18 protein-coding genes are annotated in these 20520 nt (G+C 60.8%); 5 read left to right on the forward strand and 13 right to left on the reverse strand.

Annotated features, from left to right (window positions below; translation table 11 throughout):
• Window positions 1–132 precede the first annotated feature (132 nt).
• The 8 genes from ccoP (AC1DVE_RS02685) to ccoN (AC1DVE_RS02720) all read right to left on the reverse strand — a co-directional run bounded on the left by ccoP (AC1DVE_RS02685) (window position 133) and on the right by ccoN (AC1DVE_RS02720) (window position 7061).
• The gene (gene ccoP / locus AC1DVE_RS02685; RefSeq protein ID WP_223532569.1) at window positions 133–1110 is read right to left on the reverse strand and encodes a cytochrome-c oxidase, cbb3-type subunit III; all 978 of its coding nucleotides are present in this window, start codon (window positions 1108–1110) and stop codon (window positions 133–135) included.
• On the reverse strand, window positions 1107–1292 hold the full coding sequence (locus AC1DVE_RS02690; RefSeq protein WP_003175465.1) for a CcoQ/FixQ family Cbb3-type cytochrome c oxidase assembly chaperone: 186 nt from the start codon (window positions 1290–1292) through the stop codon (window positions 1107–1109). The genes ccoP (AC1DVE_RS02685) and AC1DVE_RS02690 overlap by 4 nt, the downstream gene beginning before the upstream one ends.
• Before the next feature lie 5 nt (window positions 1293–1297).
• Entirely contained in the window at window positions 1298–1906 is a 609-nt protein-coding gene (ccoO, locus tag AC1DVE_RS02695; protein ID WP_009042961.1) for a cytochrome-c oxidase, cbb3-type subunit II, read from the reverse strand.
• Window positions 1906–3348, reverse strand: coding sequence for a cytochrome-c oxidase, cbb3-type subunit I (gene ccoN / locus AC1DVE_RS02700; RefSeq protein WP_223532571.1), 1443 nt, complete (start codon window positions 3346–3348; stop codon window positions 1906–1908). Before ccoN (AC1DVE_RS02700) ends, ccoO (AC1DVE_RS02695) begins: the two co-directional genes overlap by 1 nt.
• Window positions 3349–3848: 500 nt before the next feature.
• The gene (gene ccoP, locus AC1DVE_RS02705; protein WP_223454512.1) at window positions 3849–4805 is read right to left on the reverse strand and encodes a cytochrome-c oxidase, cbb3-type subunit III; all 957 of its coding nucleotides are present in this window, start codon (window positions 4803–4805) and stop codon (window positions 3849–3851) included.
• Window positions 4802–4999 carry a cbb3-type cytochrome oxidase subunit 3 gene (locus tag AC1DVE_RS02710; RefSeq protein WP_223454536.1) on the reverse strand — a complete coding sequence of 66 codons (198 nt, stop codon included), beginning with the start codon at window positions 4997–4999 and terminating at the stop codon, window positions 4802–4804. Before AC1DVE_RS02710 ends, ccoP (AC1DVE_RS02705) begins: the two co-directional genes overlap by 4 nt.
• 18 nt (window positions 5000–5017) lie before the next feature.
• Window positions 5018–5626, reverse strand: coding sequence for a cytochrome-c oxidase, cbb3-type subunit II (gene ccoO / locus AC1DVE_RS02715; RefSeq protein ID WP_008020035.1), 609 nt, complete (start codon window positions 5624–5626; stop codon window positions 5018–5020).
• A gap of 10 nt (window positions 5627–5636) precedes the next feature.
• The gene (ccoN, locus tag AC1DVE_RS02720) at window positions 5637–7061 is read right to left on the reverse strand and encodes a cytochrome-c oxidase, cbb3-type subunit I (protein ID WP_223532575.1); all 1425 of its coding nucleotides are present in this window, start codon (window positions 7059–7061) and stop codon (window positions 5637–5639) included.
• Window positions 7062–7156: 95 nt separating this feature from the next.
• Here ccoN (AC1DVE_RS02720) and AC1DVE_RS02725 point away from each other — a divergent pair, with 95 nt between their 5' ends.
• Complete coding sequence (locus AC1DVE_RS02725; RefSeq protein WP_223454509.1) at window positions 7157–7834, forward strand: alpha/beta family hydrolase; 678 nt, start codon at window positions 7157–7159, stop codon at window positions 7832–7834.
• Window positions 7835–8040: 206 nt separating this feature from the next.
• Here the strand turns inward: AC1DVE_RS02725 and AC1DVE_RS02730 are convergent, their stop codons facing one another.
• From AC1DVE_RS02730 to acnA, 3 genes are all read right to left on the reverse strand, one after another.
• Window positions 8041–9606: a methyl-accepting chemotaxis protein gene (locus tag AC1DVE_RS02730; RefSeq protein ID WP_477783707.1), complete on the reverse strand. Its 1566-nt coding sequence runs from the start codon at window positions 9604–9606 to the stop codon at window positions 8041–8043.
• A gap of 105 nt (window positions 9607–9711) precedes the next feature.
• Window positions 9712–10503 (reverse strand): lysostaphin resistance A-like protein, encoded by a 792-nt coding sequence (locus AC1DVE_RS02735; RefSeq protein WP_477783708.1) that lies wholly within the window; start codon window positions 10501–10503, stop codon window positions 9712–9714.
• Window positions 10504–10606: 103 nt separating this feature from the next.
• On the reverse strand, window positions 10607–13348 hold the full coding sequence (gene acnA / locus AC1DVE_RS02740; protein ID WP_477783709.1) for an aconitate hydratase AcnA: 2742 nt from the start codon (window positions 13346–13348) through the stop codon (window positions 10607–10609).
• A gap of 380 nt (window positions 13349–13728) precedes the next feature.
• On the opposite strand from acnA, the gene rlmM reads away from it, so the two are divergent.
• Both rlmM and tusA read left to right on the forward strand, forming a co-directional pair.
• Complete coding sequence (rlmM, locus tag AC1DVE_RS02745; RefSeq protein ID WP_477783710.1) at window positions 13729–14802, forward strand: 23S rRNA (cytidine(2498)-2'-O)-methyltransferase RlmM; 1074 nt, start codon at window positions 13729–13731, stop codon at window positions 14800–14802.
• Between the two features lie 211 nt (window positions 14803–15013).
• A complete protein-coding gene (tusA, locus tag AC1DVE_RS02750) occupies window positions 15014–15265 on the forward strand; it encodes a sulfurtransferase TusA (RefSeq protein ID WP_056721984.1) in 252 nt (83 codons plus the stop codon).
• Window positions 15266–15313: 48 nt separating this feature from the next.
• Here the strand turns inward: tusA and AC1DVE_RS02755 are convergent, their stop codons facing one another.
• A complete protein-coding gene (locus AC1DVE_RS02755) occupies window positions 15314–16723 on the reverse strand; it encodes an MATE family efflux transporter (RefSeq protein WP_223532577.1) in 1410 nt (469 codons plus the stop codon).
• 286 nt (window positions 16724–17009) lie between these two features.
• Here AC1DVE_RS02755 and pdxB point away from each other — a divergent pair, with 286 nt between their 5' ends.
• Window positions 17010–18152 (forward strand): 4-phosphoerythronate dehydrogenase PdxB, encoded by a 1143-nt coding sequence (gene pdxB / locus AC1DVE_RS02760; RefSeq protein ID WP_223532579.1) that lies wholly within the window; start codon window positions 17010–17012, stop codon window positions 18150–18152.
• A gap of 117 nt (window positions 18153–18269) precedes the next feature.
• On the opposite strand, the gene AC1DVE_RS02765 is transcribed toward pdxB, so the two are convergent.
• Window positions 18270–18449, reverse strand: a complete 180-nt coding sequence (locus AC1DVE_RS02765; RefSeq protein WP_007987263.1) for a PA1571 family protein — start codon at window positions 18447–18449, stop codon at window positions 18270–18272.
• Window positions 18450–18699: 250 nt separating this feature from the next.
• Between AC1DVE_RS02765 and AC1DVE_RS02770 the strand changes: the two genes are divergently transcribed.
• Window positions 18700–20517 (forward strand): ABC transporter transmembrane domain-containing protein, encoded by a 1818-nt coding sequence (locus tag AC1DVE_RS02770; protein WP_477783782.1) that lies wholly within the window; start codon window positions 18700–18702, stop codon window positions 20515–20517.
• Window positions 20518–20520 lie beyond the last annotated feature (3 nt).

The following is a 20520-nucleotide window of genomic DNA, read 5'->3' on the forward strand; positions in this document are numbered from 1 at the left end:
GCGTTCAATCCTGTTTTCTTTCATGATCGCTCTTTGCGATGGAGCGCCTGAAGATCGACGCCTGGCCTTAAACAAAACGGCCCCGCCAATTCACATTGGCGGGGCCGTTTTTTGTTGCTTCAAGCGTTTGCCTTACTCGGCGCCCGCTGCCTTCTCACCGTGAGACAGGCTGTAGACGTAAGCGGCCAGCAGGTGAACCTTGTCGTTGCCTTGCAGCTGTTCTTGCGCAGGCATCTGGCCCTGACGGCCATAACGGATGGTCTGCTGCAGTTGAGCGAAGCTCGAACCGTAGATGAACGCTGCCGGGTGAGTCAGGTCAGGCGCGCCCATCGCTGGGGTGCCTTTGCCTTCCGGACCGTGGCACGCCACGCAGTTGGTGGCGAACAGTTTCTGCCCGGCAACCGGGTCGGCCTTGGTGCCTTCCGGCAGCTTGCGGCCATCGAGGTTGGTCAGGACAAACGCGGCCACGTCGGCCACGCCTTGCTCGCCAATCACTTCAGCCCACGCAGGCATCACTGCATGACGGCCGCCCATGATGGTGGTCTTGATGGTTGCCGGCTCGCCGCCCCAGCGCCAGTCGGCGTCGGTCAGGTTAGGGAAGCCGTAGGCGCCCTTGGCGTCGGAACCATGGCAAACCGAGCAGTTGGAGGCGAACAGGCGGCCACCCATCTTCAGGGCTTGCGGGTCCTTGGCCACTTCTTCAATTGGCATGGCCGCGAATTTGGCGAAGATCGGACCGAACTTGGCGTCCGACTTGGCCATTTCCTTTTCCCACTCGTGAACGCCGGTCCAGCCGGTCTGGCCGTTGGCGAACGGGGTCTGCTTCTCGTTGTCGAGGTAGCCGTAACCCGGCAGCAGGCCTTTCCAGTTACCCAGGCCCGGATACAGCGCCAGGTAGCCCAGTGCGAAGATGATGGTGCCCACGAACAGCATGAACCACCATTTCGGCAGCGGGTTGTCGTACTCCTCGATGCCATCGAAGGAGTGTCCGACGGTCTCGTCTGTCTGTTCGCTGCGCTGGCCCTTGCGGGTCGACAGCAGCAGCCAGGTCAGGGCGAAGATCGTACCGAGACTGAGGACTGTGACGTACAGACTCCAGAATGTAGTCATTCTTTGTTACTCCTAGAAGCTTGCTCGACGTGCTTGATGGCTTCGGGATCATCCGCGAAAGGCAGCAAGGTCGCGTCTTCAAACTCCGACTTGCGCTTGGGGCTGAACACCCACAGTGCCAGTCCGATGAAGGCCACCATCACGACAACGGTGCCCAGGCCACGAATCATCCCGATATCCATCTAATTCACCGTTTGCTTTTGATGATGGTGCCCAGGCCTTGCAGATAGGCCACCAGCGCGTCCATTTCGGTTTTGCCCTTCACAGCATCCTTGGCGCCGGCGATGTCTTCGTCGGTGTAAGGGACGCCGAGCGTGCGCAAGACTTCCATTTTCTTGGCGGTGTCTTTGCCGTCGAGCTTGTTTTCCACGAGGAACGGGTAGGCCGGCATTTTCGACTCGGGCACTACGTTGCGCGGGTTGTACAAGTGCGCACGCTGCCAGTCATCGGAGTAACGACCGCCGACACGGGCCAGGTCCGGACCGGTACGCTTGGAACCCCACAGGAACGGGTGGTCCCAGACGCTTTCACCGGCAACCGAGTAGTGGCCGTAGCGTTCGGTTTCGGCACGGAACGGACGGATCATCTGTGAGTGGCAGCCGACACAACCGTTGGCGATATAAACGTCCCGGCCTTCCAGTTCAAGGGCGGTGCGGGGCTTCATGCCCTCGACCGGCTTGTTGGTGACATCCTGGAAAAACAGCGGAACGATCTGGGTCAGGCCGCCGATGCTGACGGCGATGACCATGAAGAAGGCCAGCAGGCCAATATTCTTCTCGACTGCTTCATGCTTCATCAGTGAGCTCCAACTACGGCAATCTTGGCGGCGGCTTCGGCTTCAGCCGGGTTCGAGGCGCGTACGGTACGGAATACGTTGTAGGCCATGAACAACATGCCGGTGGCGAAGAACGCACCGCCCAGGGCGCGAACGATGAAACCAGGGTGGCTGGCTTGCAGCGCTTCGACGAACGAGTAGGTGAGGGTGCCGTCGTCGTTGATTGCACGCCACATCAGGCCCTGGGTGATGCCGTTGACCCACATCGAGGCGATGTAGAGCACGGTACCGATGGTCGCGAGCCAGAAGTGGGTGTTGATCAGGCCGGTGCTGTGCATCTGCGCACGACCGAACAGTTTCGGGATCATGTGGTAGATGGCGCCGATCGAGATCATCGCAACCCAGCCCAGGGCGCCGGCGTGTACGTGGCCGATGGTCCAGTCGGTGTAGTGCGACAGCGAGTTGACGGTCTTGATGGCCATCATCGGGCCTTCGAAGGTCGACATGCCGTAGAACGCCAGGGAGACGACCAGGAAGCGCAGGATCGGGTCGGTGCGCAGCTTATGCCAGGCGCCCGACAGGGTCATCATGCCGTTGATCATGCCGCCCCAGCTTGGAGCCAGCAGGATGATCGACATCGCCATGCCCAGGGACTGAGCCCAGTCCGGCAGTGCGGTGTAGTGCAGGTGGTGCGGGCCGGCCCAGATGTACAGGGTGATCAGTGCCCAGAAGTGCACGATCGACAGGCGATAAGAGTAGATCGGACGCTCGGCCTGTTTCGGCACGAAGTAGTACATCATGCCCAGGAAGCCGGTGGTCAGGAAGAAGCCCACGGCGTTGTGGCCGTACCACCACTGAATCATCGCGTCCGTCGCACCCGAGTAGGCCGAGTAGGACTTGAACAGGCTGACCGGCAGCGACATGTGGTTGACGATGTGCAGCATCGCGGTCACGACGATGAACGCGCCGTAGAACCAGTTACCCACATAGATGTGCTTGGTCTTGCGCTTGACGATGGTGCCGAAGAACACCAGGCCGTAGGTGACCCAGACAATGGCCAGCAGAATAGCCAGGGGCCATTCCAGTTCCGCGTATTCCTTGGTGGTGGTGAAACCCATTGGCAAGGTAATGATCGCGCCGACGATCACCGCTTGCCATCCCCAGAAGGTGAAGGCGGCGAGGCTGTCGGAAATCAGTCGCGTTTGGCAGGTTCGCTGCACGACGTAATAAGAAGTGGCAAACAGTGCACATCCACCGAAGGCGAAAATCACCAGGTTGGTGTGCAACGGGCGCAGGCGTCCAAAGCTCGTCCATGGCAGACCGAAGTTCAACTCCGGCCAGACCAGTTGCGAGGCAATGAAGACACCGAGCCCCATGCCAAGGATCCCCCAGACCACCGTCATGATGGCGAACTGGCGGACTACCTTATAGTTATAAGCAGTCGGACTGATTGCTGTGCTCATTCTAAGGTTCCACGGTTTGGGTGTTTTATTAGGATTAAAAATCGGCCGCAAGTATGGAGAAAGCAAGGGGTCATTGCAACGCGCCATGACCTGGGTCAATGCTTTCAAAAGCTGATTCTGCGGCCTTTCCATGCGCCGCGTAAGGACAAATTTGCCCGCGGGCAAAACATCCCGGCGGACTGATCAGGCGAGGGGGTCAGGTCGGATGTAACGGGGTGTGTTCAAACGCAACGTTTGGCTGACCGAAGGCAATTGGTGCGACAGCCGGTATCTACCAGCCTTTGCGGCCTGTCATCGGGCAGATTCGTCGAACACATCGTTCAGGGTCGACCTGGAACCGGCACCGGCCAGTCCGCATCGGGGGAAGCTTAGACCCGAATCCGGTGATCCGAAAGGAAGAGTCAAAGAGGGTGCGACAATGCGTCGCAAAGAGGCAGCGGCAAGCTTCAAGCTGCAAGCTTCAAGAGAAATCCCGTTGCTTGCAGCTCTGGCTTTTGACTTTACTTGCCGCTTGTAGCTTGAAGCTTGCCGCTCAACTGCTCATCACCTCTGGAAAGGCTGTACACGTATGCCGCGAGCAGCTGCACCTTATCGTTGCCGAGCAGTTCGTTCTGCGCCGGCATATGGCCCTGACGGCCATGCCGAATCGTCTGTTCAAGTTGTGTCAGGCTCGTCCCGTAGATGAAGCCGGCCGGGTGCGTCAGGTTCGGCGCGCCCATGGCTTCAGTGCCCTGGCCGTTTGCCCCATGACAGGCGACGCAGGTGGTGCTGAACGCTTGCTGTCCGGCCTGCAGGTCGGCTTTGCTGTCGGCAGGCAATGGCAGCTTGGCCAGGCCATGGCGCACATACGCGGCGACGTTCTTCACACCGTCTTCCCCCAGGACTTCACCCCAGGCCGGCATCATCGCCATCCGGCCACCCATGATGGTGGTCTTGATGGTTTCTGCATTGCCTCCCCAGCGCCAGTCGCTGTCGGTCAGGTTGGGGAAGCCATATGCACCCTTGGCATCCGAGCCGTGGCACACCGAGCAGTTGGAGGCAAACAGGCGGCCGCCCATTTTCAGTGCCTGCGGGTCTTTGGCCACTTCTTCCACGGGCATCGCCGCGAACTTGGCGAAGATCGGCCCGAACTTCGTGTCAGCCTTGGCCATCTCCTTTTCCCATTCGTGCACGCCGGTCCAGCCGTTTTCGTAGCCGGGGAGGATGCCTTTCCAGTTACCGAGGCCCGGATAGAGGATCAGGTAGCCGACGGCGAATACCAGGGTGCCGGCGAACAGCATGAACCACCATTGCGGCAACGGGTTGTCGTACTCCTCGATGCCGTCGAAGCTGTGGCCCATGGTCTGGTCGACGCTGCCCTTGGTTTCACCCTTGCGGGTGCCGATCAGCAGCCAGGTCAGGCCAATCAGGCTGCCGATGGTCAGTACGCAGATCCACGTACTCCAGAAGGTGGTCATGGCCGGGTACTCCTTGTTGCTGATTCTTCTGTGATGTCGGGTTGTGGCTCGTCAGCGAACGGCAGCAGGCGCGCTTCGGCGAATTCCGGGCCGCGCTTGCTGTTGAAAACCCACAGGGTCAGGCCGACGAAGGCCACGAATACGACGACGGTGCCAAGGCCGCGGATCATTCCAGTGCTCATTTCGCTCTCTATAAAAGACATGGGCATGGCTCACCTCTTGCTCTTGATGGCAGTGCCGAGCACTTGCAGGTAGGCGACCAGCGCATCCATTTCGCTCTTGCCTTTGAGCGAAGCGACGGCGCCGGTGATGTCCTCGTCGGTGTACGGCACGCCCAGGGTGCGCATGGCCTTGATCTTGGTTTCGGTATGACTGCTGTCGAGCTGATTGGCCACCAGCCATGGGTAGGCCGGCATCTTCGACTCGGGCACGACGTTGCGCGGGTTGTACAAGTGCGCGCGGTGCCAGTCATCCGAGTAACGCGCGCCAACCCGCGCCAGGTCCGGCCCGGTGCGTTTCGAACCCCACAGGAACGGGTGGTCCCAGACGCTTTCGCCTGCCACCGAGTAGTGCCCGTAGCGTTCGGTCTCGGCGCGGAACGGGCGGATCATCTGCGAATGACAGCCGACGCAGCCTTCGCGGATATAGATGTCGCGACCTTCCAGTTGCAGCGCGGTGTAGGGCTTCATGCCTTCCACCGGTTTGTTGGTCACGTCCTGGAAGAACAGCGGGACGATCTGGGTCAGGCCGCCGATGCTCACGGCCAGGATCATCAGCAGCAGCAACAGGCCGACGTTTTTCTCGATAGTTTCGTGTTTCATGGCGGACTCCTCAGGCCATCTGCGCGGCAGCGGCGACTTCGGCAGGCTGCGAGGCCCGCACGGTGCGCCAGGTGTTGTAGGCCATCAGGAACATGCCACTGAGGAAGATCGCACCACCCACCAGCCGCACGACGAAGCCAGGGTGGCTGGCCACCAGGGTTTCGACGAAGGAGTAAGTCAGCGTGCCGTCCTCGTTCACTGCACGCCACATCAGGCCCTGGGCGATGCCGTTGACCCACATCGAGGCGATGTACAGAACGGTGCCGATGGTGGCGAGCCAGAAGTGCGCGTTGATCAGGCCGATGCTGTGCATCTGCTCGCGGCCGAAGACTTTCGGGATCATGTGGTACAGCGCGCCGATGGAAATCATCGCCACCCAGCCCAACGCACCTGCGTGTACGTGGCCGATGGTCCAGTCGGTGTAGTGGGACAGGGCGTTGACCGTCTTGATCGCCATCATCGGCCCTTCGAAGGTCGACATGCCGTAGAACGCCAGCGACACCACGAGAAAGCGCAGGACCGGGTCGCTGCGCAACTTATGCCAGGCCCCCGACAGGGTCATCATGCCGTTGATCATCCCGCCCCAGCTCGGCGCCAGCAGGATCAGCGACATCACCATGCCCAACGACTGCGCCCAGTCCGGCAGCGCGGTGTAGTGCAAGTGGTGCGGACCGGCCCAGATGTACAGGGTGATCAGCGCCCAGAAGTGCACGATCGACAGGCGATAGGAGTAAACCGGGCGCTCGGCCTGTTTCGGCACGAAGTAATACATCATGCCGAGGAAACCGGCGGTGAGGAAAAAGCCGACGGCGTTGTGTCCGTACCACCATTGCACCATCGCATCGGTGGCGCCGGAGTACAGAGAGTAGGACTTGGTGAAGCTGACCGGCAATTCCATGTTGTTGACGATGTGCAGGATCGCCACGGTGATGATGAACGCACCGAAGAACCAGTTGCCGACATAAATGTGCTTGGTCTTGCGCTGCATGATCGTGCCGAAGAACACGATGGCGTAGGCGACCCAGACGATGGTGATCAGGATGTCGATCGGCCATTCCAGCTCGGCGTATTCCTTGGAACTGGTGTAGCCCAGCGGCAGGCTGATGGCTGCCAGCAGGATCACAAGCTGCCAGCCCCAGAAACAGAACGCGGCGATTTTCGGCGCGAACAATTGGGTCTGGCAGGTGCGTTGCACCGAATAGAACGAACTGGCGAACAAGGCGCAGCCGCCAAAGGCGAAGATCACCGCGTTGGTGTGCAGCGGGCGCAAGCGGCCGAAGCTGGTCCACGGCAAATTGAAGTTGAGTTCGGGCCAGACCAACTGGGCAGCGAGAAAAACCCCGAGCCCCATGCCGACGATGCCCCACACCACCGTCATAATGGCGAATTGGCGGACCACCTTGTAGTTGTAGGCGGTACTGATAGAAGTGTTCATGGTTCCCCATCCACGGTTCAGCCGAAGTGAGCGCACTCGCGCAAGGCAGCGCACCCTTCGGCCGGAGTTATAGGCAGACTAAAAGCGAGGCAAGCATGGACAAAGGGCACAAGGCCGGTATTGACGGGGATCAATGGGCGCAGTGCGTGCGGGATCATGGTTGGTTGTGGAATGCCGCGACTGGCAAGGCTGCGGCGACGCTGATCCTCGCCCATGGCGCCGGCGCACCGATGGACAGTGACTGGATGAACGACATGGCTGCACGCCTCGCCGCGCAAGGCGTCAACGTGTTGCGCTTCGAGTTTCCCTATATGGCACAGCGGCGCCTCGATGGCGGCAAACGCCCGCCGAACCCGGCACCGAAACTGCTGGAATGCTGGCGTGAGGTGTATGCCCAGGTGCGACGCCATGTCACTGGGCCGCTGGCCATTGGTGGCAAGTCCATGGGCGGGCGGATGGCCAGTTTGCTCGCGGATGAATTGGGTGCGCATGCGCTGGTGTGCCTGGGGTATCCGTTTTATGCGGTAGGCAAACCGGAGAAGCCAAGGGTTGAGCATTTGGCCGGGCTGAAGACGCGAACCTTGATCGTGCAAGGTGAGCGCGATGCGTTGGGCAATCGCGAGGCGGTCGAGGGTTATGCGCTATCGCCGGGTATCGAGGTGTTCTGGCTGGTGGCGGGGGATCATGACTTGAAGCCGTTGAAGGCTTCAGGGTTTAGTCATGAGCAGCATGTGGCGGCAGCGGCGCAGAAGGTGGCTTCATTTCTTCAGTGAATTCTTCATTGCCTTTCATGGCCTCATCGCGAGCAGGCTCGCTCCTACATTGGATCTACGGTGGGCACAGATTTTTGTGTCGACAACGATCAACTGTAGGAGTGAGCCTGCTTGCGATGAGGCACTCCTGGGCAACATCACTTTCACAGGCTCAATAAAAAACCCGGAAGCTCTTACTGTCCGGGTTTTTGTCATTCCCGCCTCTATCAGCGGTTAAACCGCTCCACCAACGAATACTGGGTATTGGCAGTCTTGGTCAGCTCTTCACTCAGCAACGCCGAGTTCTGCGCCTGTTCCGCGGTCTGGTCCGCCAACTCAGAAATGTTGCTGATGTTGCGGCTGATTTCTTCGGCCACGGCGCTTTGCTCTTCGGTTGCGGCGGCGATCTGGGTGGTCATGTCGGTGATGTTGGCCACCGCTTCGCTGATCCCCACCAGTGCCTGGTCCGCTTCCAGTACCCGCGCCACGCCTTCTTCCGCCTGGCGATGCCCGGCTTCCATGGTTTGCACCGCGGTGCCGGCGGTTTGTTGCAGTTTGGCGATCAGCGCGTGAATCTGCCCGGTGGACTCGCTGGTGCGTTGCGCCAGTTGACGGACTTCGTCGGCCACCACCGCAAAACCACGACCCATCTCGCCAGCACGGGCCGCTTCGATGGCAGCGTTCAGGGCCAGCAGGTTGGTCTGGTCGGCGATGCCTTTGATCACGTCGACCACGCCACCGATTTCGTTGCTGTCCTTGGCCAGTTGGGTCACGGTCACGCCGGTTTCACCGACGACTACCGACAGGCGCTGGATGGCTTCGCGGGTTTCCCCGGCGATGTCACGACCACGACCGGTCAGGCGATTGGCTTCCTGGGTGGCGTCGGCGGTGCGTTGCACGTGGCTGGCGACTTCCTGGGTGGTAGCGGCCATCTGGTTGACCGCGGTGGCCACTTGTTCGGTCTCGACCCGTTGACGTTCCAGGCCGCTGGAGCTGTTGTGCGCCAGGGCATCGGATTGCCTGGCCTGATCGGTCAGGTGTTCGGCCGTGTCCTGCAGGCGCGTCAGGCAGGTTTTCAGGCGTGCTTCCTGACTGAGGATGGACATTTCCAGACGCGCCTGGGCGCCGCGACTGTCGGTGTACATCTGGGCGATCAACGGATCGGAGGTGGTCTGCTCGGCCAGGCGCAGCAAACGCTTGAGGCCACGCTGTTGCCACTGGAGGCCCATCAGGCCCAGCGGCACCGAAAGACCCGCAGCCAGGGCAAACCCCCAATGGGAGTTCAGGGAGGCACCGATCATGAAGCTCAATTGGCTGACCAGGATGAACGGCAGCCAGTCCTGCAGGATCGGCAACCATTTATCCGAGGAGGGAATGGCCGACTTGCCTTGGTTGATGCGTTGGTAGAGCGCTTCGGCGCGGCGGATCTGTTCGGCGCTGGGCTTGACCCGCACCGACTCGTAACCGATCACCTGATTGCCTTCGAAGATCGGTGTCACATAGGCGTTCACCCAGTAATGATCACCGGTCTTGCAGCGATTCTTGACAATGCCCATCCATGGCAAGCCTTGTTTCAGCGTGTCCCACATGTGGGCGAACACCGCGACCGGGACGTCGGGGTGACGGACCAGGTTGTGCGGTGCACGGATCAGCTCCTCTCGGGAATACCCGCTGATCTCGACGAAAGCGTCGTTACAGTAGGTGATCATGCCCTTGGCATCGGTGGTGGAAATCAACCGTTGCTGAGCCGGGAAGGTCCGCTCGCGTTGTGTAATAGGCTGGTTGTTACGCATGGCTTTTTTAATCCGCAAGGCTTTCAAGTGCTGTATCGGCAAGGCCGGCGGATTGTTGAGATTATTTTTCGATAGTCAGCGATGCGTCGCAAAATGACCCTTGCGTCAGCCGGCGAGCATCGGATAGGTGAACAGGCCGAAGTGCAGCAGGTTCAAGCCAAAGTGGCTGGCAATGGCGGCGCCCAGCCCGCCGAATCGGTAGGCCAGGCCATAACCGACCCCGGCCAGCGTTGCCAGCAATACCCACTGCCATCCCGCGCCAACATGGGCCAGGCCGAAGATCAATGATGCCAGCAGCAGGGCGAGGTGTTCACCGTGGGGCCGGTCTTTGAGGTACCGGCTCAGGCCGCCCTGGATGTAGCCACGGAACAGCGCTTCTTCGACCAGCGTCACCAGCAGCAGATTGTTCAGTAACCACAGCCAGGCTTGATCCGGCCATTTCGGCGCCCAGGCGATTACGCCCAGCAACAACGCGCCACCCAACGCCAGCACGGCGCTCAAGGTCAATGCCAGTGCGGTGGCATACAGCGATAGCCGAAGCGAACGGCGGCCGACAATCCACGGACAAACCAGTAACAGCCAGAAGCCGATCAGCGGTTTGTCCAGATTCAGGTGCATGGCGAATGACACGGCATTATCGGTAAAACGTTGGGGATCGATACCGCGACCGTTGTAGAAACCGGGTAGCCAATGCGTCGCCAGGGCCAGAGCCAGGACGATGAACAGTCCGTGGCCGAGGTAGCGGACAAAAGGGATCTCGCGCTGGCGAACCGCTGCGCCAGCGACCAGCAACAAGAACACCGAGATTGCCGAGAGCCAGCCGAGATGGCCGTAGGTCAGCGCCAGACCGTAGCCGAAGGAAAGCAGGGCCAGAAGCATCCATGGCAGGGCAATCATTTGAAGTCCTTAGAGATGTAGAGCTTTTGTGGCGAGGGCTGCGATTATAAGCAGAGCTCAAACAAAAACACCGCCCGAAGGCGGTGTTTGTGTCAGTCGTCCGTTACGAAGCGATCAACTGCCGCAACACGTAATGCAGAATCCCCCCCGACTTGAAGTACTCAACCTCATTGAGCGTATCGATGCGGCACAACACCTCGACTTTTTCGCTGCTGCCGTCTTCGCGAGTGATGACCAGCGTCAGGTTCATCCGTGGCGTCAACTCGACGCCGGTCAAGCCGAGGATGTCCAGGGTTTCACTGCCGTTGAGCTTCAGGCTCTTGCGGTTCTGATCCAGCTTGAACTGCAGCGGCAGCACGCCCATGCCCACCAGGTTGGAGCGGTGAATCCGTTCGAAGCTTTCGGCGATGACCGCTTTCACCCCCAGCAGATTGGTGCCTTTGGCCGCCCAGTCGCGACTCGAACCGGTGCCGTATTCCTGGCCGGCGAACACCACCAGCGGCGTGCCTGAAGCCTGATAACGCATGGCGGCGTCGTAGATCGGCATTTTCTCGCCGGTGGGAATGTAGCGGGTGTTGCCGCCTTCTTCGCCGCCGAGCATTTCGTTGCGTATGCGGATGTTGGCGAAGGTGCCGCGCATCATCACTTCATGGTTGCCACGCCGCGAGCCGTAGGAGTTGAAGTCCCGGGGCTCCACGCCTTTGTCGCGCAGGTATTGCCCTGCCGGGCTGTCGGCCTTGATGTTGCCGGCCGGGGAGATGTGGTCGGTGGTCACCGAGTCGCCGAGCAGAGCGAGGATCCTGGCGCCGTTGACATCCTTGACCACGGGCGGCGGGCCGCCGATGTCGTCGAAGAACGGCGGGTGCTGGATGTAAGTCGAGTCGTCCTGCCAGACGTAGGTCGCCGCCTGCGGAACCTTGATCGCCTGCCATTGCGCGTCACCGGCAAACACTTCGGCGTATTCCTTGTGGAACATGGCGGTGCTGACCTGATTCACGGCGTCGGCAATTTCTTTGCTGCTTGGCCAAATGTCCCGCAGGTAAACCGGTTTGCCGTCCTTGTCATCGCCCAACGGCTCGCGGCTGAGGTCGGTGCGCACGGTACCCGCCAGCGCGTAGGCCACCACCAGCGGCGGGGAGGCCAGCCAGTTGGTTTTTACCAGCGGATGCACCCGGCCTTCGAAGTTGCGATTGCCCGAGAGCACGGAGGCCACGGTGAGGTCGGCTTGCTGGATGGCTTTCTCGATGGGTTCCGACAGCGGTCCCGAGTTGCCGATGCAGGTGGTGCAGCCATAGCCGACCAGGGCAAAGCCCAATTCGTCGAGGTAATGGGTCAGCCCGGCCGCCTTGTAGTAATCGGTGACCACTTTCGAGCCGGGGGCCAGCGAACTCTTCACCCAGGGTTTGCGTTTCAGGCCTTTTTCCACAGCCTTCTTCGCCACCAGCCCGGCCGCCATCATCACGCTGGGGTTGGAGGTGTTGGTGCAGGAGGTAATCGCGGCGATGACCACGGCGCCGTTTTTCAGGCGATAGGTCTGGCCTTCGTAATCGTAATCCACTTCGCCGGCCATATCGGCATTGCCGACGGCAACACCGCCACCGCCTTCGCTTTCCAGGCGGCCTTCTTCCTTGCTGGTGGGCTTGAATTGCAGGTCGGCGAAGTCGCTGAACGCTTGCGCGACGTTGGGCAGCGACACCCGGTCCTGTGGGCGTTTTGGTCCGGCGAGGCTGGCTTCGACGCTGCCCATGTCCAGCGCCAGGCTGTCGGTGAACAGCGGTTCCTGGCCGGGCAGGCGCCACAGGCCCTGGGCCTTGCTGTAGGCCTCGACCAGTTGCACCGTTTCCAGGGGCCGGCCGGACAGGCGCAGGTATTCCAGCGTGATGTCGTCCACCGGGAAGAAACCGCAGGTGGCGCCGTATTCCGGGGCCATGTTGGCGATGGTCGCGCGGTCGGCCAGCGGCAGGTCGGCCAGACCGTCGCCGTAGAATTCGACGAATTTGCCCACCACGCCTTTCTTGCGCAGCATCTGGGTCACGGTCAGCACCAGGTCGGTGGCAGTGATGCCTTCCTTGAGCTTGCCGGTGAGTTTGAAACCGATGACTTCCGGAATCAGCATCGACACCGGTTGCCCGAGCATTGCCGCTTCCGCCTCGATACCGCCGACGCCCCAGCCGAGCACGCCGAGGCCGTTGATCATGGTGGTGTGGGAATCGGTGCCCACCAAAGTGTCGGGGAAGGCGTAGGTCCGGCCGTCCTCGTCCTTGGTCCAGACCGTGCGGCCGAGGTATTCAAGATTCACCTGGTGGCAGATCCCGGTGCCCGGCGGCACCACGCTGAAGTTGTCGAAGGCACTCTGGCCCCAGCGCAGGAACGCATAGCGCTCGCCATTGCGCTGCATTTCAATGTCGACGTTCTGCTCGAAGGCGCTGCTGGTGGCGAACTTGTCGACCATCACCGAGTGGTCGATCACCAGGTCCACCGGCGACAGCGGGTTGATCCGCTGCGGATTGCCGCCGGCCTTGGCCATCGCCGCGCGCATGGCGGCCAGGTCGACGACCGCCGGTACGCCGGTGAAGTCCTGCATCAGCACCCGCGCCGGGCGGTACTGGATTTCGCGGTCGGAGCGACGCTCCTTGAGCCACGCGGCCAGTGCCTTGAGGTCGGCACCGGTGACGGTTTTTTCGTCCTCCCAGCGCAGCAGGTTTTCCAGCAGGACTTTCAACGACATCGGCAGCTTGTCCAGATCGCCCAGGCTTTTGGCGGCATCGGGCAGGCTGAAGTAGTGGTAGGTCTTGTTGCCGACTTGCAGGGTCTTGAGCGTTTTCAGGCTATCGAGGGACGGCATTGCGATCACTCCTTTGAGTCCGCACGGCTACGGACAGAGGGAACGGATAGAGGACTAAACCTAGCCCTCTTTGGTGCTTAAGGCTAATAACTGGACTCTATGGGCAAGTCCAGGGTCTGTTAACGCTTGCTGTCGAACCGCGTTGCGATGCCAAAGTGTGCGAGGCAAGGCGCGGGATGCCGCCAATGGTTGTTCCCTTGGCAAATCCCGCAACGCGGCCTCGCACACTTGGGGCTGCGTCGCGGTCGACAGCAAGCGTTAACAGACCCTGGGTTCCGAAGTCGGCTATCATGCGCGGGTTTTCGTGACAGGCTTTGCTTCAACGCAAGCCTGGGCATCGTGCAGTGGCCGAAATTCCTCGCCATTGCCCAGGAGTAAGAATGAACACCCTCTTTATGCATTGCCGGCCGGGCTTCGAAGGCGAAGTCTGTTCCGAGATCTCCGACCTCGCCGCGTGCTTGAACGTTGCCGGTTATGCCAAGGCCAAGGCGGCAACCGCCTGCGCCGAGTTTGTCTGCACCGAAGAAGACGGCGCCGAGCGCCTGATGCGCGGGCAGCGTTTCGCCGAGCTGATCTTCCCGCGCCAGTGGGCCCGGGGAATTTTCATCGATCTGCCGGAAACCGACCGCATCAGCGTGATCCTCGCGCATATGGCGGACTTTCCGCTGTGCGGCAGCCTGTGGCTGGAAATGGTCGACACCAATGACGGCAAGGAACTGTCGAACTTCTGCAAGAAATTCGAAGTGCATCTGCGCAAGGCGCTGATGGCGGCCGGCAAATTGGTGGAAGATGCCCACAAGCCGCGCCTGTTGCTGACCTTCAAGAGCGGCCGCGAAGTGTTCATGGGCCTGGCGGAGTCGAACAACTCGGCGATGTGGCCGATGGGCATTCCCCGTTTGAAATTCCCCCGCGAGGCGCCGAGCCGCTCGACCCTCAAGCTGGAAGAGGCCTGGCACCACTTCATCCCGCGTGACCAGTGGGACGAGCGCCTGCACAGTGACATGACCGGCGTTGACCTGGGGGCCGCCCCCGGCGGTTGGACCTGGCAATTGGTCAACCGTGGCATGCTGGTGACCGCCATCGACAACGGCCCGATGGCCGAAAGCCTGATGGATACTGGCCTGGTGCAGCACTTGATGGCCGACGGTTTCACCTTCAAGCCCAAGCAACCGGTGGACTGGATGGTCTGCGACATCGTCGAGAAACCGGCGCGCAACGCCGCGATGCTGGAAGAGTGGATTGGCGAGGGGCATTGCCGCGAAGCGGTGGTCAACCTCAAGCTGCCGATGAAACAACGCTATGCCGAAGTGAAGCGTTTGCTCGAGCGCGTTGCCGATGGCTTCAAGGCACGGGGCATCAAGGTCGAGATTGGCTGCAAGCAGCTGTACCACGACCGCGAGGAAGTGACTTGCCATTTGCGTCGGATGGATGTGAAGAAGCCGAAATCCCGCTGATACCGACGGACCAATGTGGGAGCGGCGGTGCGGCGATCCGACTTGCTCGCGAAGGCGTCGTGTCAGTCGACGTCAACGCTGCTGACACACCGCTTTCGCGAGCAAGCCCGCTCCCACAGGTCAGTGGTAATCCCACAAGGGCGGCGTAATGCCACAGGTGACTGAACACCCGGCAATGCGCGACAATGCCGGCCAGTTTCAGGAGTGAATCATGAGTGAAATGCTTGATACGCCGGTAGACGGCACCCTCGACGCCACCGGCCTCAACTGCCCCGAGCCGGTGATGATGCTGCACCAGCACATCCGTGACCTGGTGCCCGGCGGCCTGCTCAAGGTGATCGCCACTGACCCGTCGACCCGTCGCGACATTCCCAAGTTCTGCGTGTTTCTCGACCATGAACTGGTGGCGCAGCACGAAGATGAGGGCACCTACCTCTACTGGATTCGCAAGAAGTCCGTTTAACGGTAGCCAAAAAAAGACCTGCAGAAGCAGGTCTTTTTGTTTGTGCAGTCAACCCGCCGAGCGGCTGTTACGAATTCGCCTGCGCGCACTGAGCGTCAGGCGGATCGACAGCATCAGCGCCGCGCAGCTCAAGCCGGCAATCAACCCTTCCCATAGCCCGCTCGGGCCGCTGGCCGGACCGAACCAGTCGGTCAGTCCCAGCACGTAGCCGACCGGCAGGCCGATGCCCCAATAGGCGAACAAAGTCAGGATCATCGTTACCCGGGTGTCCTGGTATCCACGCAGCGCGCCCGCGCAGATCACCTGGATGGCATCGGAAAACTGGTACAGCGCGGCATAGACAATCAACATCGACGCAATCTGGATCACGGCCTTGTCAGGCGTGTAGATCGAGGCGATAGGTTCGCGCAGGAGCAGGATCAGGCTCGCCGAGAACGCCGCGAACACCAGTGCCGCACCGAGCCCGACCTTCGCCGCGAAGCGCGCCTGCCAAGGATTGCCGGCCCCCAGTGCCTGACCGACGCGCACGGTCACCGCCATGCCTAGCGAGTAAGGAATCATGAACAGCAACGAGCTGATATTCAGGGCGATTTGATGCCCGGCCACCACGGTGGAGCCGAGACTGCCGATCAACAGGGCGATGACCGCGAAGATGCTGGACTCGGCGAACACGGCGATACCGATCGGCAGGCCGATGCTGACCAGGCGCTTGATCACGGCCCATTTCGGGCGATCGAAGCGCACCAGCACACGGGTGCGGGCATAGAACGGCGCCCAGAAGGTCCAGCCGGCCATGCTCAACGCCATGAACCACATCACAATGCCGCTGGCCCAGCCGCACCCGACGCCGCCCAGAGCCGGCGCGCCGAAATGGCCATAGATCAACGTGTAGTTCAGGGGGATGTTCAGCAGTAGCCCGCACAAGCCAATGACCATGCTCGGACGGGTACGACCCATGCCATCGCTGTAGCAGCGCAACACGTAATAAAACGCCATGCCCGGCAAGCCGAAGGCGATCCCGTGCAGGTAACCCATGCTCGGCTCGATCAATTGCGGATCGACTTTCATCCAGTGCAGGATCGGCTCGGCGCCGAGCAGCAGGCCGCTGCCGATCAACCCGACACACAGTGCCAGCCACAGCGCCTGGCGCACCAGTGGGCCGATTTCGTCAAACTGCCCGGCGCCAAAGCGTTGCGCGACCTTGGGTGTGGTGGCCAAAAGGACGCCGGACATCAACAGGTAGACCGGAATCCAGATCGAATTGCCCAGGGCCACCGAGGCCAGGTCTCGCGGGCTTACACGGCCGGCCATCACCGCATCGACGAAGCCCATGGCCGTGGTGGCCAGTTGCGCGATCATGATCGGCAGGGCCAGGCCGAGCAGGCCTTTGAGTTCCAGGCGAACGGGCGTCGTCCGCGCCGGAGCAATGGCGGCGGTATTCTCAATTACAGGATTCAATGGCGAAACGTCCAAAAAGGTATTGATGCACAGGCGCGCATTCTACGCGTTGACGCGCCAGTCAGGAAAAGACCCATGTTACCGATTTGTAATCAAAAACCTGTGGGAGCGGGCTTGCTCGCGATAGCGGCCTGTCAGCCGCCATTGATGTTGCCTGACACCCCCTCTTCGCGAGCGGGCTCGCTCCCACACGGTAACTGGTGTACTTCAGGTCCGGGTGAACAATGCCCGCTGGCCCACCACCCGCATCTACGCCTACACTGCCGATCCGCCAAAGGAGCCTGCCATGCTGATTGTTGCCGACGAAAATATCCCCCTGCTCGATGCCTTCTTCGAAGGTTTCGGTGAAATCCGCCGGGTACCGGGTCGCGCCATCGACCGTGCCACGGTCGAGCAGGCCGATGTGCTGTTGGTGCGTTCGGTGACCAACGTCAATCGTGCGCTGCTCGAGGGCAGCAAGGTGCGTTTTGTCGGTACGTGCACCATCGGCACCGATCATCTGGACCTGGATTACTTGCAGCAGGCCGGTATCACCTGGTCCAGTGCACCGGGCTGCAATGCCCGCGGCGTGGTCGACTATGTGCTCGGCAGTCTGCTGACCCTGGCCGAAATCGAAGGTGTCGACCTGACCCGGCGTACCTACGGCGTGGTCGGTGCCGGCGAAGTGGGTGGACGGCTGGTCAAGGTCCTGCAAGGCCTGGGCTGGAAGGTGCTGGTGTGCGATCCGCCACGGCAAGCTGCGGAAGGTGGAGACTACGTCAGCCTCGAGCAGATCATCGACGAGTGCGACGTCATCAGCCTGCACACGCCATTGACCAAGCAGGGGCAGCAATCGACCTGGCATTTGTTCGATGAAAAACGTCTGAACCAGCTCCGATCCGGTACCTGGCTGATCAACGCCAGTCGCGGGCCAGTGGTCAACAATGCGGCACTGCGCGATGTGCTGCTGGAGCGCGAAGACCTGCAAGCGGTGCTCGATGTCTGGGAAGGCGAGCCTGAAGTCGACGTGGCACTGGCCGAACTCTGCGTGCTGGCAACGCCACACATTGCCGGTTACAGCCTCGATGGCAAGCAGAGGGGCACCGCGCAGATTTATCAGGCGTATTGCGATTTCCTCGGGCAACCGGCCCGCGTCAGCCTGAGCGATTTGCTGCCGGCACCGTGGCTGTCGCACGTGACCCTCAATGCGCAAAGCGACCCGGCCTGGGCGTTAGCGATGCTGTGCCGTGGCGTGTATGACCCGCGTCGTGACGATGCGGATTTCCGTCGCAGCCTTGTCGGCAGCGTCAGCGAGCAACGTGCGGCATTCGATGTGCTGCGCAAGCAATACCCGTTGCGCCGTGAGATCGACGGGTTGCAGGTGCGGATCGAGGGTGACTCGGCTGAGTTGCAGAGGATTGTCGCGGCGTTGGGGGCGACGGCAATCTGATAGACCGTGGCGGCCCCTTCGACTTGCCCGCGAAGGGCGCGACACAGTCCCGGATTGGATCAGCAGGCATAAAAAACCCGGCCAACAAAGGGCCGGGTCAAGAAGACGGTGGCTATATCACTTTTGTTCGGCAGGTTTGACCAATCGCTTTTCCAGTTCGCTGCAAGCTTTCTGGATCATCTTTTCAGTGATCGGTACTTCGCGGCCCTGCTCGTCAATAATCGAGCAACCCAGAGACTGGTCTGGTTGCGTGCGGATCACTTGAATCTTGTCATCGCTGCTGTGTTGCAAGGACATGGCCTGTCTCCTCATCAGGTTGTGTGCTTACTGTAGAACCGCCAGGTGACCGGGCTATGACAACTCCCTGCGATCTTTCCGGGGGACAGTACCAGTCCACCAGAAATGCCTTCACGTGGCTACCCGAACTTTAGACCAATAGCGTCTAGCCTCTAGTGTTGGTGGACATAATTAACCTGACTCATTGTGATTTGCAGCGAGCCACCCCATTGAGCGGTGTAGGCTGACCCTAATGACTGCTTTGTCCTGGATGATTGCGATGCTCTCTGCCCGTCACCGCCGTGCTGTTCGCCTGGCCAGTCGTTTCATCGCGCCGTATCGCTGGCAGGCCTTTGGCGCCTTGCTGGCGTTGATCGCCACCGCGGGCATCACCTTGTCCATGGGGCAGGGCATCCGCCTGCTGGTGGACAAGGGGTTCATGACCCAGTCACCGCATCTGCTCAATCAGTCCATCACACTGTTCATGTTGCTGGTGATGGGGCTGGCGATCGGTACGTTTGCACGGTTTTACCTGGTGTCGTGGATTGGCGAACGCTGCGTCGCCGATATCCGGCGCAACGTGTTCAATCATCTGATTTACCTGCACCCGGGGTTTTACGAAGACAATCGCAGCTCGGAAATCCAGTCCCGCCTGACCGCCGATACCACGCTGCTGCAATCGGTCATCGGCTCTTCGTTGTCGTTGTTCTTGCGCAATCTGTTGATGGTGATCGGCGGGATCGTCCTGTTGTTTGTCACTAACCCCAAGCTCACCAGCATCGTGGTGGTTGCCTTGCCCCTGGTGATCGCGCCGATCCTGATCTTCGGTCGCCGGGTGCGTAACCTCTCACGCCTGAGTCAGGACCGGATTGCCGATATCGGCAGTTATGTGTCGGAAACCCTGGGGCAGATCAAGACCGTGCAGGCCTACAACCATCAGGCCCAGGACGAGCGCCGGTTTGCCGTGACTGTGGAAGAGGCGTTCAACACCGCACGCAAGCGTATCTTCCAGCGGGCCTGGCTGATTACCCTGGTGATCGTGCTGGTATTGGGCGCGGTCGGGGTGATGCTCTGGGTCGGCGGCATGGACGTCATCGCCGGAAGAATTTCCGCCGGCGAGTTGGCAGCGTTCGTGTTCTACAGCCTGATCGTCGGCAGCGCGTTTGGCACGTTGAGCGAAGTGATTGGCGAATTGCAGAGGGCAGCCGGCGYGGCCGAGCGGATTGCCGAGTTGCTGCGTTCGGAAAACATCATCCTGCCGCCGGTGGCAGGCGCGGTGACACTGCCGGAGCGGGTCGATGGCCAACTGCAACTGCACAATGTGCGTTTTTCCTACCCGTCGCGGCCGGAAAGTTATGCCGTCGACGGGTTGAGCCTGACCGTCAATGCCGGTGAGACGCTGGCGCTGGTCGGGCCATCAGGGGCCGGCAAATCCACGGTGTATGACTTGCTGTTGCGTTTTTACGACCCGGCCGAGGGACGCATCCTGCTCGATGGCGTGCCATTGACTCAACTCGATCCGCTGGACCTGCGCCGTTGCTTCGCCCTGGTCTCGCAAACCCCGGCGCTGTTTTTCGGCAGCATTGAAGAAAACATTCGCTATGGCAATCCGCAGGCGACGTTGGCCGAGGTGCAGGAGGCGGCAAAAATCGCTTACGCCCATGACTTTATCGAAGCCATGCCCAATGGTTACCAGACCCATCTGGGGGACGGTGGTCTCGGCTTGTCCGGCGGCCAGCGCCAACGCCTGGCCATCGCCCGCGCGTTGCTGGTGGACGCCCCGATCCTGCTCCTTGACGAAGCCACCAGTGCCCTCGATGCCCAGAGCGAGTACCTGATCCAGCAGGCGCTGCCGAGCCTGATGAAAAACCGTACCACCCTGGTGATCGCCCATCGCCTGGCCACGGTAAAAAACGCCGACCGAATCGCGGTGATGGATCAGGGGAAGCTGGTAGCTGTGGGCACGCATCAGGAGCTGATTGCCAGCAATGCCTTGTATGCGCGGTTGGCGGCGTTGCAGTTTGGTGTCGACGATGATCACGAAGCTCACCTTTCCAAAAAAATCGGGAAGGGTCATGAGGTTGAATAAATG

This window comes from Pseudomonas sp. P4_B4 (assembly GCF_056402255.1).